General features: G+C 41.3%; 16 protein-coding genes. 10 read left to right on the forward strand and 6 right to left on the reverse strand.

Annotated features, from left to right (window positions below; genetic code table 11):
- The first annotated feature begins 32 nt into the window (after positions 1-32).
- From UB51_RS25905 to UB51_RS25925, 5 genes are all read left to right on the forward strand, one after another.
- Positions 33-353 carry a hypothetical protein gene (locus UB51_RS25905; RefSeq protein ID WP_044879772.1) on the forward strand — a complete coding sequence of 107 codons (321 nt, stop codon included), beginning with the start codon at positions 33-35 and terminating at the stop codon, positions 351-353.
- The gene (uvsE, locus tag UB51_RS25910) at positions 350-1,351 is read left to right on the forward strand and encodes a UV DNA damage repair endonuclease UvsE (protein ID WP_044879773.1); all 1,002 of its coding nucleotides are present in this window, start codon (positions 350-352) and stop codon (positions 1,349-1,351) included. The genes UB51_RS25905 and uvsE overlap by 4 nt, the downstream gene beginning before the upstream one ends.
- A gap of 343 nt (positions 1,352-1,694) precedes the next feature.
- On the forward strand, positions 1,695-2,564 hold the full coding sequence (locus UB51_RS25915) for an inositol monophosphatase family protein (RefSeq protein WP_082063263.1): 870 nt from the start codon (positions 1,695-1,697) through the stop codon (positions 2,562-2,564).
- 38 nt (positions 2,565-2,602) lie between these two features.
- Positions 2,603-2,857 (forward strand): hypothetical protein, encoded by a 255-nt coding sequence (locus tag UB51_RS25920; RefSeq protein ID WP_044879775.1) that lies wholly within the window; start codon positions 2,603-2,605, stop codon positions 2,855-2,857.
- 182 nt (positions 2,858-3,039) lie between these two features.
- On the forward strand, positions 3,040-4,305 hold the full coding sequence (locus UB51_RS25925; protein WP_052676090.1) for a stalk domain-containing protein: 1,266 nt from the start codon (positions 3,040-3,042) through the stop codon (positions 4,303-4,305).
- 171 nt (positions 4,306-4,476) lie between these two features.
- Here the strand turns inward: UB51_RS25925 and UB51_RS25930 are convergent, their stop codons facing one another.
- Positions 4,477-5,448, reverse strand: coding sequence for a DMT family transporter (locus UB51_RS25930; RefSeq protein WP_044879776.1), 972 nt, complete (start codon positions 5,446-5,448; stop codon positions 4,477-4,479).
- Between the two features lie 130 nt (positions 5,449-5,578).
- Between UB51_RS25930 and UB51_RS25935 the strand changes: the two genes are divergently transcribed.
- Positions 5,579-6,940 (forward strand): aminotransferase-like domain-containing protein, encoded by a 1,362-nt coding sequence (locus tag UB51_RS25935; RefSeq protein WP_044879777.1) that lies wholly within the window; start codon positions 5,579-5,581, stop codon positions 6,938-6,940.
- A 118-nt stretch (positions 6,941-7,058) separates the two neighbouring features.
- Here UB51_RS25935 and UB51_RS25940 read toward each other — a convergent pair whose 3' ends face one another.
- Together UB51_RS25940 and UB51_RS25945 are read right to left on the reverse strand one after the other, a co-directional pair.
- Complete coding sequence (locus tag UB51_RS25940) at positions 7,059-8,372, reverse strand: glutamate-1-semialdehyde 2,1-aminomutase (RefSeq protein WP_044880465.1); 1,314 nt, start codon at positions 8,370-8,372, stop codon at positions 7,059-7,061.
- A 99-nt stretch (positions 8,373-8,471) separates the two neighbouring features.
- Complete coding sequence (locus UB51_RS25945; RefSeq protein WP_044879778.1) at positions 8,472-9,473, reverse strand: LCP family protein; 1,002 nt, start codon at positions 9,471-9,473, stop codon at positions 8,472-8,474.
- A gap of 142 nt (positions 9,474-9,615) precedes the next feature.
- Between UB51_RS25945 and bcp the strand changes: the two genes are divergently transcribed.
- The 3 genes from bcp to UB51_RS25960 all read left to right on the forward strand — a co-directional run bounded on the left by bcp (position 9,616) and on the right by UB51_RS25960 (position 12,262).
- A complete protein-coding gene (gene bcp / locus UB51_RS25950) occupies positions 9,616-10,089 on the forward strand; it encodes a thioredoxin-dependent thiol peroxidase (protein ID WP_445322349.1) in 474 nt (157 codons plus the stop codon).
- Positions 10,090-10,251: 162 nt separating this feature from the next.
- On the forward strand, positions 10,252-10,758 hold the full coding sequence (locus UB51_RS25955) for a MarR family winged helix-turn-helix transcriptional regulator (RefSeq protein WP_044879780.1): 507 nt from the start codon (positions 10,252-10,254) through the stop codon (positions 10,756-10,758).
- Positions 10,751-12,262 carry a DHA2 family efflux MFS transporter permease subunit gene (locus tag UB51_RS25960; RefSeq protein WP_044879781.1) on the forward strand — a complete coding sequence of 504 codons (1,512 nt, stop codon included), beginning with the start codon at positions 10,751-10,753 and terminating at the stop codon, positions 12,260-12,262. The genes UB51_RS25955 and UB51_RS25960 overlap by 8 nt, the downstream gene beginning before the upstream one ends.
- A 153-nt stretch (positions 12,263-12,415) precedes the next feature.
- Here the strand turns inward: UB51_RS25960 and clpP are convergent, their stop codons facing one another.
- The 3 genes from clpP to UB51_RS25975 form a co-directional block, all read right to left on the reverse strand.
- Positions 12,416-13,000 carry an ATP-dependent Clp endopeptidase proteolytic subunit ClpP gene (gene clpP / locus UB51_RS25965; RefSeq protein ID WP_044879782.1) on the reverse strand — a complete coding sequence of 195 codons (585 nt, stop codon included), beginning with the start codon at positions 12,998-13,000 and terminating at the stop codon, positions 12,416-12,418.
- 115 nt (positions 13,001-13,115) lie between these two features.
- On the reverse strand, positions 13,116-13,799 hold the full coding sequence (locus UB51_RS25970; protein WP_052676091.1) for a sigma-70 family RNA polymerase sigma factor: 684 nt from the start codon (positions 13,797-13,799) through the stop codon (positions 13,116-13,118).
- 145 nt (positions 13,800-13,944) lie between these two features.
- Positions 13,945-14,592 carry a DedA family protein gene (locus tag UB51_RS25975; protein ID WP_044879783.1) on the reverse strand — a complete coding sequence of 216 codons (648 nt, stop codon included), beginning with the start codon at positions 14,590-14,592 and terminating at the stop codon, positions 13,945-13,947.
- Between the two features lie 124 nt (positions 14,593-14,716).
- On the opposite strand from UB51_RS25975, the gene UB51_RS25980 reads away from it, so the two are divergent.
- Positions 14,717-16,024: a polysaccharide deacetylase family protein gene (locus UB51_RS25980; RefSeq protein ID WP_044879784.1), complete on the forward strand. Its 1,308-nt coding sequence runs from the start codon at positions 14,717-14,719 to the stop codon at positions 16,022-16,024.
- Positions 16,025-16,131 lie beyond the last annotated feature (107 nt).

Genomic DNA, 16,131 nt, shown 5'->3' on the forward strand with positions numbered 1-16,131 from the left:
AACCTATTCTGAATAGAAAAGAGGCGTCTGGTATGGGATTTCAAACGGAATTCAACTCTGTATGCAAGTTCAAGAATGACCAGGAATTATACGAACTATTCGAATACGGCCGTGGCAAAATGGTTAAGGAAGGATTTCGGGTATTTCCTACTGGACAAAAGGTCATTGCATACACACCTGATAATGTGGCGGTTGCGATCGTTCGAATTGTAGGATGTATTGCTGAGATTAACTTTCAGGGTGAGGAAGTAACGGAAGTTGAGATGGAGTTTATTCGTAAGCTGAATGAAGAAGAATCACGGATTCAAACTAAGCTTGCTTTTGAAATGTTTTTTGGTGAGCAAAAGGTATGATTGTCCGGTTTGGATATGTAGCGATGTCCATGGTGGTAATGAATGCATCTCCTTCTCGTACGATGACTATGGCCAGCTTCAATAAATTAGGTGACCGTGAAGCTGCTATTCGGAAGCTCGAACGTATTGCGCAAGAGAATTTGCACAATACGCTCAGGCTTCTTAGGCATAATCTAGCACATGATATTCAAGTCTATCGCTTCTCATCGAAGCTGATTCCACTGGCAACTCATGGAGATCTTGTAGACTGGGACCCATTTCCTGCGTTGCAGGAGCCATTCGCTGAAGTAGGTGAATATGTGAGAAATCATGGCGTCCGTGTATCTTTTCATCCTGATCATTTCACTGTCCTAAGTACACCACGACCGGAGGTACTTGTTAATTCTATTCGTGATCTTGAGCATCATGTTAAAATGCTTAAAGCGATGGGACTAAATGCTACCGCGAAGAACAATATTCATATTGGTGGCGCTTATGGGGACAAGCCCTCCGCAGCTGCTCGGTTCGAAGAAAGTTTCTCGGGACTAAGTCCTGATATACAGAAACGGTTGACATTAGAGAATGATGATAAGACATTTAATGCATTCGAGACGCTCGAGGTCGCGCGTAAGGTTGGGTTGCCGATGGTCATGGATATTCATCATCAGTGGGTGAACAATGAAGGGGAGAAACCTTGGGAAATCTGGCCTGATATTGTTAAGACTTGGGACGGTGAGTTAGCCCAAGCGGATACGGAGTTGGATAAGCCTCTTGTACCTAAGCTTCATGTATCTAGTCCAAGAAGCGCAACGGATCTACGAAGTCATGCGGAGAATGTGGAGATTGGACCTTTGCTGGATTTCTTGAGAAGAATTGCTAGTTACACACCCGCGTTGGATGTTATGATTGAAGCTAAGGGAAAAGACTCTGCGCTATTCGAACTCATGAAGGATATGGGACAATATGCTGCCGAAGGGGTTCGTATTCTGGATGGGGCAAGTGTCGCTATTTCTCCTTAACTCAGGTAAACTTAAGGTTAGAATATATTCAAATATACAGAACATGATTATAAAGTCCGTTCTTGATCCAAGCCGAGGCAAAGGCGCGGCTTTTGGACGGGCTTTTTATAAATATAAGAAAGTATAAGTTTCCACTGTACTTTGCTTATATTTCAACAAGAAGAAACGGTTACCGTCCCTTTAAGGACGGCAAAGGCGTTTCTTCTTGTTGAAATTAGCTTTACCCAGAACAAACAAATGGACAGCGATAGTAGTAATTCGGGCGAAACTTTAACATCGAAGTGGCGTATACTTGTTAACATAAGATTTACTAGATTTTTAAATAGAAAGTAGAGTGAATACTTTGGATCAAAAGAATAAAGTTCCTTATGTCGTGTCGAGCAAGAGCCATACGGCGGTAGCCATTAATGCAGCATCGAAAGCCGGAGAATGGATCAAAAGTAAATTGGGTACGGTAAAAGAACTGAACACTAAATATTCTGCTCAAGACTTGGTGACGGAAGTTGATAAAGGTGCGGAGCAGATGATTCGCAAGCTTATTCTGACTCATTTTCCGGACCACTTTATTCTTGGCGAAGAAAGTGTACAGCCTGGACCAGAGGCGTCTGCACAAGCCTTACAAGAAACTTTAAACGAAGAATATGTATGGATTGTGGATCCTGTAGATGGAACGACGAATTATGTTCATGGTTTCCCATTCTACTCTATCTCTATTGCTCTTGCTTACAAAGGAGAGATTATCGTAGGTGTCATCTATGATCCGTCTAGAGACGAAATGTTCGTAGCTGAGAAGGGTAAAGGGGCTTATGTTCATGGTAAGCCAACCTCTGTATCTGGTGAAATTACGCTTGAAACAAGTCTGCTTGCTACTGGATTTCCTACCGATCAGAAATTTGCATTCCCCATCAATATGGCTGGATTACAACATCTTGCACCTCAAGTACGCAACATCCGTTCAGGGGGATCGGCAGCATTGCATATGGCATATGTAGCTGCTGGAAGATTGACTGGCTTCTGGGAGATTGGACTGAATGCTTGGGATTTAGCTGCGGGAGTACTGCTTGTAACGGAATCTGGGGGTACGGTTAGTGATACAACAGGAAGACCATACGAGCTGAGCGTTCGCCATGTAGTTGCTACTAACGGTGCTATTCATACACAACTGGTGGATGCATTGCAGACAGCCAATGCGACAGGTTATGAAGTACAGTAAATATTACTCACACGTCGACGAAGGAGTGTTATTTGTCCATGAAGGATCATGATGAATTGGAGAGAGTCATTAGTGAATTGCTAACCGAAGGTGAAGTTCAGGAGCAGTTCAAGCGTGAGGAGCAGCAGCGTAAGCTGAACTCACCTAAATACGAAGTCCGTATTCAGACGACAATGGACCCGATCGTGGAAGAGACTCTTAAATATCGTAGCATAGCACGTGAATTAGATGATCGATATAATGGTTATATGGAGAGGGCAGAGCAGGGCGCGACTCCTCCGAAGGAGAAGTGAATGGTAAGTGAATATAGAGATGACTTCTGAATTTTAGGTGTCATCTTTTTTTGTCCAATTTCGTGAGGAGACAGGCTAAGCTTTAGAAAAATGATTCCATGTGTGATATTTGATGCTAAACTAAAGGAAGGGTATTAGCAGATATACACTTTGCTGCTAACCTATGAAGAAGGAGTGGTGGAATGCTACATTATTGGAAAAAATGTTTCACAGGAGTTACGGCAGTCGTACTCATGTCAAGCATGTTATGGGTACCCCAAAGTTCTGCTGAAACAGGCTCGGTTGTTGATAATCAACCTACACCTTATCGTATTGTTGCTTTAGGTGATTCTCTAACTGTTGGGTTCGAACCAGGCTTGGAAGATATGAAGAAAGCTCCTTATGGTTTCGTAGATCGGCTTCAGGAGCAAGGATTGTACCATAGTCGAACAATTACGAAGAACTATGGTATTGCTGGATTGAAAGGTACAGGCTTAGAACATTTTGTGAAGGCGACTAAATCGGGTCAATCCATTACAGCAGAAGCTATTCAACCGGCTCTTCCAGATCCAAGAGCTGAACAAATTGCAGCATCTTCCGGGGAACTCAAGAAGGATCTGGAGTCAGCAGATCTGATCACAATTACTATTGGCGGCAATGATATGTCGGAAATTTTGAAGAGCGCGGGTACACTGAGTAATATAGAGCTTACTTCAAGCATAGATAAATTGTTTAAAGCGTATACCTCGAACATGACAGCAGTCTTGGACGATCTTCATGTATTGAATCCAGATGCACTTATTGTTGTCGCAGATCAGTATCAACCTGTACCGGAAATTGCAGATGCCGTGGTATATCCTAGATTAATAGAAGCTTCTACAGCATTCTCAGGCGTAGTGGATCAACTCGCTGCTACATACCAAGAAAAAGGAACAAAGATTAAGGTAGCACATGTGGCAAAGGAATTTGTGGGTGGGGAAAGTACGATGACTCATATTCTTGTAAAAAGAGATATTCATCCCAATCAATTAGGATACAGTTCTATGGCTGAAGTATTTGCCAAAACAATCTGGGGTGAATATTTGAAACCGTCGTCTATTCATAGTGATTTACCTATGACGATTGTAGTGAAGGGCAAGGAATTAAACACACCCTATCATCCTGTCCTACGAAACAATCAGAATTACGTAGCCATTAAGGATATTGTGGATGCCATTGGAGCAACCTCTACATGGGATAATGTAACTTCAAGTGCAACTATTACTTACGGTGATCGAATCGTTGTGATTAAGATCGGATCATCCACTATTGAGGTTAATGGACAGTCGCTCTCTGTGGACACACCAGCATTCTTAAATAAGGTAGGTAAAGAGAGTAAAACTTACGTACCATTAGCAGCGCTAGCCACAGGCTTAGGGTGTGATGTACAGTATAGCTCACAATTAAGGACAGCTTTTATTAATCCTTAGTGTATTCTAGTACAGAAGATTGAGAATATTACCGTGGTTGTACGAGTTAGCACTAATGAGTATTATGCTCATCCATGAAATGAATAGTTAAAAGAACTCCAAGATTATCATCTTGGAGTTCTTTTTTTTGCACATAAGCTGATTATTCCTACACGTTATATCAATTCATATCTAATTTTTTTGGGGGACGGCTACAGCTTTAATCTTCTGTTTAGTAGCATCCAAAGAGTCACGCTTATGCCCCAAGAAGTTGGTGCCGAGCACACCCACAATAATCATCATGGCACCAATGATATGATAGTATCGCAATTGTTCGCTTAGGAACATGGCACCAGCAAACATAGAGACGAGTGTGGAGAAATTACTGAACACACTCATTTTGGAAGCTTCCATCCGTGAGAGCGCGAAGCTTGAGAGTAATGTTGTAACCATGGTAGAGAGAACACCGAGATATAACAATGCCCCAATATAGCTGATGTCTGCCAGTGGCAGCATAAATTCATTTAATGTTCCAGCAGCACTATGTCTTCCTACAGCCATAATATTAAATAAAATGAATCCGACTCCAAGCGTGACGTATGTTAATTCCATCGGTTTAAAAGAACGAGTTAAAGGTCGTGCAAGCACGCTATATCCAGCGAATGAAAGGGCAGATAGGAGTAGTAATAATACGCCTTGGAAGTTACCGGAGGTCGACCCAGAACCGCCCTTCATCACGAAGATGAAGATGACACCTGCTACAGAGACTAGTAAAGAAATTTTCTGTAGACCACTGCTTCGTTCCTTAAGAAAGTAAGAGGCAAGTAATAAGGTGAAAATGGGGACGGATGCCTGAATAATTCCCGCCTCTGATGAGGAGGCATTCATAAGTCCAAAAGCTTGGAGTGCAAAGAATAAGATTGGAGACAACAAAGCAAGGGGTAAGATGGCACCTAGGTCCTTCAGTTTAATGCGGATAGGTATCCAGCCGAAAATCACGGGAATACTGGCAGCCAAGAAGGATACTGTAAATCGATGTGCTAGAACATCTAAAGGATGTGCTGCAGAGATCGTCATTTTAACAAATATAAAGGAGAATCCAATAATGATGGCATATAAAAATGCAGCTAAATAAGCTGGACCATTCTGACGTGTAGTATTCATTCGTATCCCTCCAGTGTGTATGAGTGGTGGTTAGGGTGTAACCAGCTTATTCAATATACAAGAACTCAGGAATGAGATACAATAGCAATTAAACATAAGTGTACCGGTACAGAATGGGGTGGGGGTAACAATGAACAAATACTCACAATTGATTCTAGCGCTTGAAGAACAGATTCAAGAGGGCGAATTCTCTCAAGGAAACAAACTGCCTTCGATCAGAAGTATGGCAGAGAGATATGGCTGTAACAAAAGCACCGTTATTCGTGCTTATGAGGAGATGGAGAAGCGTCATCTCATATATTCTATCCCCAAGAGTGGATACTATGTAGTACAGAAGCAGAGTGCGTACAAAGATAGCTCAGTTGAAGATAGTCAAAAAATGATATTGGATTTTGGATCATCAGCACCAGATCAGCTTGTATTCCCTTATGTTGATTTTCAGCATTGTATTAATAAAGCTATCGATTCTTATAAGGATGATTTATTTACCTATGGAACACGAAGGGGTCTCTCTTCTCTGATCCTAGTTCTACAGAAACACTTAGCCGGATATCAGGTGTTTACGAATAAGGAGCAAATTGTGGTGACATCGGGTGTTCAGCAAGCGCTAGCAATTCTTGCCTCTATGCCTTTTCCGAGTAGCCGGGACACGATTGTTATTGAGCAACCGGGGTACTTTTTATTCATTGAGATGCTGAATATAATGAATATTCCGGTTATAGGGATACCTAGAAATGAAGAGGGGCTAGATCTGGAGAAGTTGGAGGAAATATTCGCTACAGGTACGATAAAATTTTTCTACACGATGCCTCGTTTTCATAACCCGTTAGGAACATCCTTGACGATGAAGCAGAAGCAGGAAATCGCACGACTGGCACATAAATATGATGTATACATAGTTGAGGATGATTATCTAGCAGATCTAGAGAATGACTCCAAGGCAGATCCTATTTATGCTTACGCTTCTTCACCTCATGTGATTTATCTCAAAAGCTACTCCAAAATTCTCTTCCCAGGCCTACGAGTAGGTGTTGCTGTTATACCCCCGTTGTTGATCGATATGTTCAGCCGATTCAAAGTCATATTTGACGTGGATACTTCTATGCTATCTCAGGCGGCACTCGAAATATATATGAAAAGTGGAATGTTCGATAGGCATCGTGAACGGATCAAGTCTTCATACTATAGAAAAATGAAGCTGTTAAATGAAGCCTTAGTACGGAATTCTGATCATGAGTCATTCGCTGCTGCTCCGCGTAATCGGGGCGTGCATACCATTGTGCCCATGCCTAATAAGCTCTCATTTGAAACACTGAGGATTGCACTAAAGAAGCGTAACATCATTGTAGATAGTACCGAGTCTTATTATCTACCTGGAGGATATACTGAGACAACGCTGCGATTGAACGTATCTAATGTTCCAGATACCAGTATAGCTACAGGAATTGAAATCATCCGTAAGGAAATAGATCGATTGAATATTTCACGCTGATCATCGGGTATTGAATCCCATATATACAAAATGGCAGGTCAAGGATAAACACCTTGGCCTGCCATTTTGGTAACTCAGTCTTTTGATAAAAGAGAGCCTCTTTTCAATAAAAATGATACTAGAGAGTCATTTCTCGAAGCGCCTCATCGGCAGCTTCAAGTGTACGTTCGATATCTTCATCCGTATGAGCTATTGTAAGGAACCAAGCTTCATATTTGGATGGAGCAAGATTAATGCCACGTTTGAGCATATTACGGAAGAATGCGGCAAAGACTTCTCCATCTGTATCCTGAGCCTCTTCGTAATTCGTAACAGGGTGATTACAGAAATGGGTAGAGAACGAACCACGAATTCGGTTAATCGTTAGGGGAATCCCATGACGATCTGCAGACGTTTGAAGCCCATCAGTAAGTTTCACGGCAAGACGGTTCATCTCTTCATAGACACCCTCGCCCTGTAATACTTCCAAGCAAGCAATACCTGACAGAATAGAAGCAGGGTTACCTGCCATCGTTCCGGCTTGGTATGCAGGTCCAAGTGGAGCAACTTGTTCCATAACATGCTTTCTACCTCCATAGGCACCAATTGGTAATCCTCCACCAATGATTTTACCTAGAGCTGTAAGGTCAGGTACGATAGCATCATGATTCTGTAAACCAGCAAACGTTTGAGCTGATCCATAATGGAAACGGAAAGCCGTGATCACTTCGTCATAGATAACGAGAGAGCCATTATCATGTGTCATCTTGCATAGACCCTCTAGAAATCCATCTTCGGGCATAACCATTCCAAAGTTACCAACGATAGGTTCGACCATTACTGCTGCAACATCATCGCCCCAGCGCTCTAGTGCTACTTTAAGTCCATCCAAATCGTTAAAGGGTACTGTAATGACTTCTTGAGCAATGCTTGCTGGAACTCCTGCACTATCGGGAATGCCTAGTGTTGAAGGGCCTGATCCGGCAGCTACAAGAACTAGATCGGAATGGCCGTGGTAACAACCAGCAAATTTAATAATTTTGTTGCGTTTCGTGTATGCTCGAGCGACTCGAATCGTTGTCATGACGGCTTCTGTGCCAGAATTGACGAATCGAACTTTATCCATAGAAGGAATAGCCTCTTTCAACATGATCGCTAGTTTAATTTCCCACTCCGTAGGAGCCCCGTAAAGGGTACCATTCTCAGCCGCTTTGGTTATAGCTGCTGTGATATGAGGATGGGCATGCCCTGCGATAATGGGACCATATGCCGCAAGATAATCAATATATTGATTATCATCGGCATCCCAGAAATGAGCGCCTTTGGCCCGCTTCATAAAGACGGGTGCACCGCCGCCTACCGCTTTGAATGAGCGCGAAGGGCTGTTGACGCCACCGACAATATGCTGCAATGCTTCCTGATAGAGATGTTCCGATTGAGTACGTTTTATCATGGGGTTATAACTTCCTTTCATCGTTTCGCGAGAGAGTGGAAGCAAGCCCATGAAGGCCGCTTCCACTCTCTGAGGCGAGGTAATAACATTCACCAGATTTTATTTTGTTGTTTCTACTTCTGCACCATCTACAGATGGCTCTACTTCAGTATTTTCTAACACCTTTTGAACATAGCTTCTTAGATCGTCCATATTTCTAACTGTGATCACAGATGCACCACCAACGTGTTCTTCTGCGAGGAGATTCATCGGAGGAATCTGCTCACTACCTTCGATGGAGCTTTGATATCCAATATTAGCAAGTTTCCACATATCATTGGTTGATAGATTGGTATCCACGAATGGACTAACCTCTTCCAGAATGGATGGAAGCTTCATGATCGAAGTGGTAGACTGCATCTTGCTAGCTACGGTTTTTAAGAATTCTCTTTGCCTCTCCGTACGCGTATAGTCAGATAAAGCATCGTGTCGGAACCTTACATATTGCAGTGCCTTATCTCCATCTAAATGCTGCATGCCTTTTTTGAGATCAATATCATATTCGTGCTTATCCGCTTTGCTTCCGTATTTCATATCCTTTTCCACAAAAAAATCAACGCCACCTACGGAATCGACTAATTTAATGAATCCTTGAAAGTCTGTGTACACATAATATTGAACGGGAATACCAAGAAGATCACCAATGGCTTTCATAGCTGTATTGGGGCCGTGAGTAATGGCAGTATTGATACGATCTTTGCGGAATTCAGGAATATCAATATAAGTATCTCTTAGAATAGAAAAAAGATGGATTTTCTTCTTCACAGGGTCAAGAGTAACGACCATCATACTGTCTGATCTAGGAATTTCGCCTTTACTAAGCCCACGTCCATCTACACCCATGATTAGAAGGCTAACGAGTTCAGTTCCTTCCCATTTGGGAGGTTCTGTTGCCGCTGCTTCGACCTGTGGTAAATGACTAAATGGAGATTCTTTACCTTCTTTATGCAATCCTTCTAGACCATTATAAATGGATGTGAAATAATATACTAAATAACCAATCACTGCAACTATGAGTACAGCAAGAACCCACCAAATGGTTCTTTTCGTCTTTCTTGTCATTCAAGCTTCTTCCTTTCACAACTCTCGGAAATAGGTGCGGTTATTCGACATCGATGGATTAGGATTCATTACATTATAATTTTTTTTGCAGATACAATCAATTTATTAAGTAGAATAATGACATACGAAGGAGATTGAAATCGTGGAAACATTACAAATAGGGCATAACGCTCCAGAATTTACACTTATGGCTTCGAATGGTGAAAAGGTGTCCTTAAGTCATTATCGTGGTCGTAAAGTTGTACTTTATTTCTATCCAAAGAATATGACCCCGGGCTGTACACAGGAGGCATGTAGTTTCCGTGACGCTAATTCAGATATCGAAGAGCTAGGTGCTGTTATTCTTGGAATTAGTCCAGATGAGTTGAAATCACATCATAAATTTATCGAGCGAAATCATCTTCCATTCCTTCTATTATCGGATACCGATCACTCCGTAAGTGAAATGTATGGCGTCTGGCAACTTAAAAAAATGTACGGAAGAGAATATCTAGGTATTGTGAGATCAACATTCCTTATGAATGAAGAGGGAGTAATTGTAAAGGAATGGCGTAAAGTTAAAGTAGCTGGCCACACGGAAGAAGTATTGAAGACACTTCAATCGTTAGGACAATAACAAATATAAATATATGACAGCAAATCGACTGGGATGCCTGCACGGGACAGCTGATTTGCTGTTTTGTGCTAGCTATTTATGAAAACGCTTTGAAATTTTATATGTAACTTTTATCTTATGTTCATATTGACATGGGTATTTGTTAGGATTACAATAATTCGTATGCGAAATAATTTGGGTGGGAATAATACGAAGCAAAATGTAGAAAATAAAGACAGTGATTCTAAGCAGATTCGGGAAGTATTAAGCTCATTTAACCAAGTGAAGCACTCGCTTTTTTATTTGTTACGGAAAAATGCGGATGCCATGGGGACCACATTTATGCAGTTTCATGTACTCCAAACACTTCGTGCTCATCCCGATATTGGGTTAGCTGAGCTATCTGAGCTAATTCTTGTTGGGAATAGTACAACAAGTGGGTTAGTAGATCGATTGGTGAAGTCTGGATTAGTTAGTCGTGAGCGGCTTGAGAGTGATCGCAGATCGGTCACACTCCGAATAACAGATAAAGGAGATGAATTACAAGATCGAATGGAACGTGCATATATGCAGTCATTGTCTCCTCTGAATCAGTTGTCTGTGAATGATAGGCAAGATTTACTGCGGATTCATCAGCAGATGAATGAGATATTACAACAACAAGGGAGAGATAATATAAATTATGAATAATAGTAATACCTCAGTTCTAGATAATATAAAAAGAGGTCCAATTATAGCTGCACTCATGATTGGGGCATTTGTAGCGTTTCTAAATCAAACGTTATTGAATGTTGCCTTACCTAGCATTATGGGTGATCTAAAGATTGAAGCAGCTACAGGACAATGGTTAACTACAGGATATATGTTGGTCAATGGTGTTCTCATTCCTGTCACAGCATTTCTGATTTCTCGTTTTACAACGAGGCAGTTATTTATTTCGGCAATGGGATTATTTACGATAGGAACATTGATTTGTGGATTATCACCAAATTTCGGAATATTAATGGTAGGTAGAGTCGTTCAAGCAGCTGGTGCAGGTATTATCATGCCTTTAATGACCGTTGTATTTTTGAATATCTTCCCGATTGAGAAGCGGGGATCTGCTATGGGTTTAATGGGGCTCGCTATGATTCTGGCTCCAGCTATTGGACCGACGCTTTCGGGTTGGATTGTAGAGAATTATGATTGGCGTGTTCTTTTCTATATTATTTTACCGTTTTCGGCGATCGCTACATTAATTGGCATATTATTTTTGAAAAATGTGACAAAAGTAACGAAACCTTCATTTGATATGTTATCAGTTGTGTTATCAACAATTGGATTTGGTGGACTTCTTTACGGATTTAGTGATGCAGGTACAGACGGTTGGGGAAGTACAACGGTTCTTTCTTGTCTCGTGATAGGAACCGTGTCTGTCATCCTATTCGTATGGCGCCAAATTTCTTCGACAAGTCCTATGCTTGAATTTAGAATCTTTAAATATAATATGTTCACATTGACGACCATTATTAATGTGCTGATCACAATTTCTATGTATGCAGGAATGATTTTACTTCCGATCTTCCTACAGAATATCAGACAGTTTACACCGATGGAGTCAGGATTGATGATGCTTCCAGGTGCGATCTTGATGGGGATTATGTCTCCCATTACTGGAGCTATATTCGATAAGGTTGGAGCGAGATGGTTATCTGTGATTGGTCTGCTGATTACCGTTATTACTACTTATGAATTCACCCAATTAACGGGTGCAACCACATATACCCATATGATTCTTATTTATTCGATACGTATGTTTGGTATGTCATTGATGATGATGCCTATACAGACAGCGGGTCTCAATCAGTTGCCTCAAAGCATGAATGCTCATGGTACAGCGATGTCGAACACCCTTCGGACCATTGCAGGATCGATTGGAACGGCCGTTCTTGTTACCGTGATGACGACACAGACAAAGAGTCATGCTACAGAGCTAGCGATAGCAGGCGGTGTCTCTCCAACAGATAAGCTAGCGATGGCTCATATCGCTGCAGAGTCAACGATCTATGGTATTAATCAAGCATTTGTGATTGCCACTTGGTTAGCAGCCGGTGCTTTGGTGTTAGCTTTCTTTATCAAAAAAACGAAGCCTGCACCAGAAGTTTCTCGATCTGATGTGAAACACATGACAGGTGAGGTTAAGCAATCTCATTGATTGTTGATAGTGAATAGTGAAGCTGAAATTAGATGAATGAACAATAACCCGAAGGGTTTGCACTTTGAATAAATAAGTGCAAACCCTTCATTTTTTTATGGAAAGAGCCAACATCTTAGGAATGTAAGATGTTGGCTTTTTTGTTCGGCTAAGTTATAAGGGTGAACACACTACTTCATCGACAATCCCATAGGATTTGGCTTCTTCAGCAGATAAGAAATAGTCTCTTTCCATATCCATTCTTACCTTTTCTATGGATTGACCCGTTTTTTCAGCGAATAAAGAATTCAGTTGATCCTTTATTTTTAGAATACGTCGTGCGGATATTTCAATGTCTGTGGCTTGCCCTTGTGCTCCGCCCAAAGGTTGGTGAATCATAATTTCACTGTGCTGTAGTGCAAGCCGTTTTCCTTTATGACCCGCTAACAGCAGTAATGATGCGGCGGAAGCAGCAAGCCCTGTGCATATGGTTCTGACCTCGGGTTTAATAAATTGCATCGTGTCATAGACTGCAAAGGCGGCTGTAACGGAACCTCCAGGACTATTAATGTACAAAGAAATATCTTTGTCCGGATCATCTGCTGCTAGAAAAAGTAGTTGTGCAACAATGTTGTTGGCCGTTGAATCGTTAATCTCCGATCCTAGAAATACAATGCGATCCTTCAACAGACGGGAATAGATATCATAAGACCTCTCTCCATTAGAGGTCTGCTCAACAACATAAGGTATAATACTCATTTAATATCCTCCTCAAAGTTTTGCGAAGCAAAACTGGCATCGAAAGCATGAACTTAAGTTTTGCGAAGCAAAACTGGCATCGAAAGCACGGCTCAAAGTTTGGCGAAGTATAACCTCATGCCGCCATTTGGTTTCGTGATAATGGTTGAAACATCATCTTGACCGATGAACGGGATTCTCTGTGAACTTGATTTTGTATGGTGATTTCACTAATGGCAATAATAAGCTCTTCTAGAACGGTGGAGTTCTCATATTTAACCGCTTGAATGAGCCGGCTCTTAAACCAATCCTGACGAATGTTGTACCAGTGGTGGCTAAAGTCTCCGTCATGGTCTTGGGTCTTCTGGCGAGCCCGATACAGGAGTGCTTTAACCGCTGTCTCCTTGATCTGCAGCCTATCAGCTATCTCAGACAATGAATACAGGAAGCCTTCTTTCATGACGAACGCTAACAGCTGCTTGGGCGTTAATCTCTCCATTAGCTGTTCCAACCCTTCTTGAAGATCTTCTGAGCTCTGATCTTCATAACCACATTCATCTATCGAACCAAGTTGTAACTTAGACTTTTTACGTAATTCGTCAATCCAGGAATTACGCGCAATGGTACGCAGTAAGGGTATGGTGATATTAGGTTCGCGTTTAGAGGCATAGAAGGATAAGGTCTTGGCGAAGGCTTCCTGTGTCAAATCGTCGGCGTCCCAACGATTATTGGTAATAGAAAGACAGTGTTTTTGCAATGTTGAATATAGCTCTGCACATTGTTCCTTCAGTTCAATTTGTGTTTCTTTGTGGATTAACATGTTAATCACTCCTTTAAGGCCTATATTTATATAACGTATGAGAAGGGTGGAAAGATACGCCCTCCATTTTTTATTGAAGAATAGCTTGTATTTAAAAAGGAACCTTACGAAATTCTTGTAAGGTTCCTTTTGCGTGTTCCGAAGGTCATGAGGGTCGTTTAACTCTTTTCTTATCCGGTTTAGTAAACATAGCAGCACTCATCTTTTTACGGAAACGATAGAAGATGACGGTGAGAGCAATAATAGCTATCCCACCAACGATCCATAGAGAGTATACTTCCGCTAAATGAAATGCCACTTGCCATTGTGGCCCGAATATCTTACCAAGACCAAGAAAGAGAATAACCCAGAATAGTGCACCACTATAGGCGTAGAGGGAAAATTTACGAAAGGGGAGTGCATTTATACCAGAGAAATAACCCGTGAAATGTCGGACGCCTGGAATGAAATATCCGATAAAAATTAGATTATGACCATATTTGCTGAACCAATGTTGTGTTTTTTCTAATTTATGCGGAGAGAGGAACATAAATCTTCCGAATCTCTTAATAAAAGGTAATCCTGCCTTTAGACCAATGTAATAAGTAATAGTCATTCCAATGGTTGTACCTAGAAATGCTATAATCAGCAGCCATGCGAAATCGAGAACACCTAGATAGGAAAGATAGCCGGCATAGGCCATCGTCGTTTCACCAGGGAAAGGGAGGGCAATAAACTCCAATAATAAGCCGATAAATAACACCGCATATCCATATTCCTCAAACAATAACTGAATCCATTTAAGTAACTCCAATATGTTCACTCTCCATCTATAGGACTGTTTCGAGATCATTCCATAGTACTAGTCTTTTTTTATAACCCTCACCATATAATCTATCAGAAAAGTAGAATTCATAGAAACGGTGGAGGTAAAATTCATGATCAACAAATTTTTTGTCGTCAATAAACAAAAGTTGGGATTCGTATTCACGTTGTTACTTCTGGTTCTGATGATGCTTCCTACACAAGCTCAGTATAGACAACTTAATGCTAAATTAGATCCCGAGGGCACGTTACTTCCATCCTCAGTATCAAGTTCATCTAACACATCCTCCCTGCAAGAAAAAACAATAGAGTGGCTATCTTCAGCTGAGGTACAAGCAGATGCCCCGGTTAAGCAAAAGATGAAGAAAACAGTGTATCTTACCTTTGATGATGGGCCAAGCAAGCTTACAGGTAAAGTGCTTGACATATTACAAGATTCCAATATCAAAGCTACCTTTTTTGTATTAGGTGAACATGTTACAAGATATCCTGAGTTGATCTCTCGATTACATGAAGAGGGGCATGCCATAGGCAATCATACATATAATCACAACTATGATGAACTGTATAAAGGCTTCTCTCCATTCTGGAATCAGATCAAACAGACCGAAGCGGAGATTCAACGTGTTATAGGGGTTCGAACATCACTTGTGAGAGCTCCTGGTGGAACGGCGGGACATTTTGATAATACCTATTTCAGTCTAATGAAGCAAGCGGGGTATCAAGTTATCGATTGGAATATAGATAGTGGTGACTCTAGAGGGAGGAACGTACCCGCGGGAGATATTATTAGACAAGCCACGGAGAACATAAGCAATGATCAGGTTGTCGTTCTCATGCATGACGGCGGAGGGCATGAGGAGACGATTAAAGCACTTCCAGCTATTATTTCGAAATATCGTGCTCAAGGATACAACTTTGATATTCTGACTCCGGAGCAGGAGTCTGTGCAGTTCAAGGTCACTCAAAGTGCTAAATCTTTGAAGAGAGTACAGCCAAGCCAGGCGTGGATTGCTACTCATATCGTTCCGAATGCTGGGATATTTACACAAAGTAAAGATTTAATATTGCAAGTGGGTAGAATGGAAACAAAACTTCAGTCGAGTGAATATCGGGTTGTTGAAGGAAAGATTATGGTTCCTGTACGTTTAACGATGGAAAGACTAGGGGGTCGTGTGACATGGGATCAAGAGCATAAATTAGCTGCCATCGATATGAATTCTGTTTCGCTACAGATTGATATGGCAACTGGCAAATGGATAACTATGAGAACAGATAAGCAAGAACAAATAAACAATATAAGCGTCACGATGCGAGGGGGAACAATGTGGGCACCACTACGAGAATTGCTACAATCGACAGGGCATTCCACTCAGTCCATCCACATGAATGAGCAAGAGCGTAGGATTAAGACATACTAAGATTCTTCCAAGGTAATTATATTGAAGTGGAGTCTATGAAAATATTACAACAGCACGTCTACTTCCTTTCTTTCATGGAAAGAATAGTTAATAGATTCTTGTGGAAT

Source organism: Paenibacillus sp. IHBB 10380, from assembly GCF_000949425.1.
In the GTDB taxonomy this organism is placed as follows: Bacteria; Bacillota; Bacilli; order Paenibacillales; family Paenibacillaceae; genus Paenibacillus_AQ.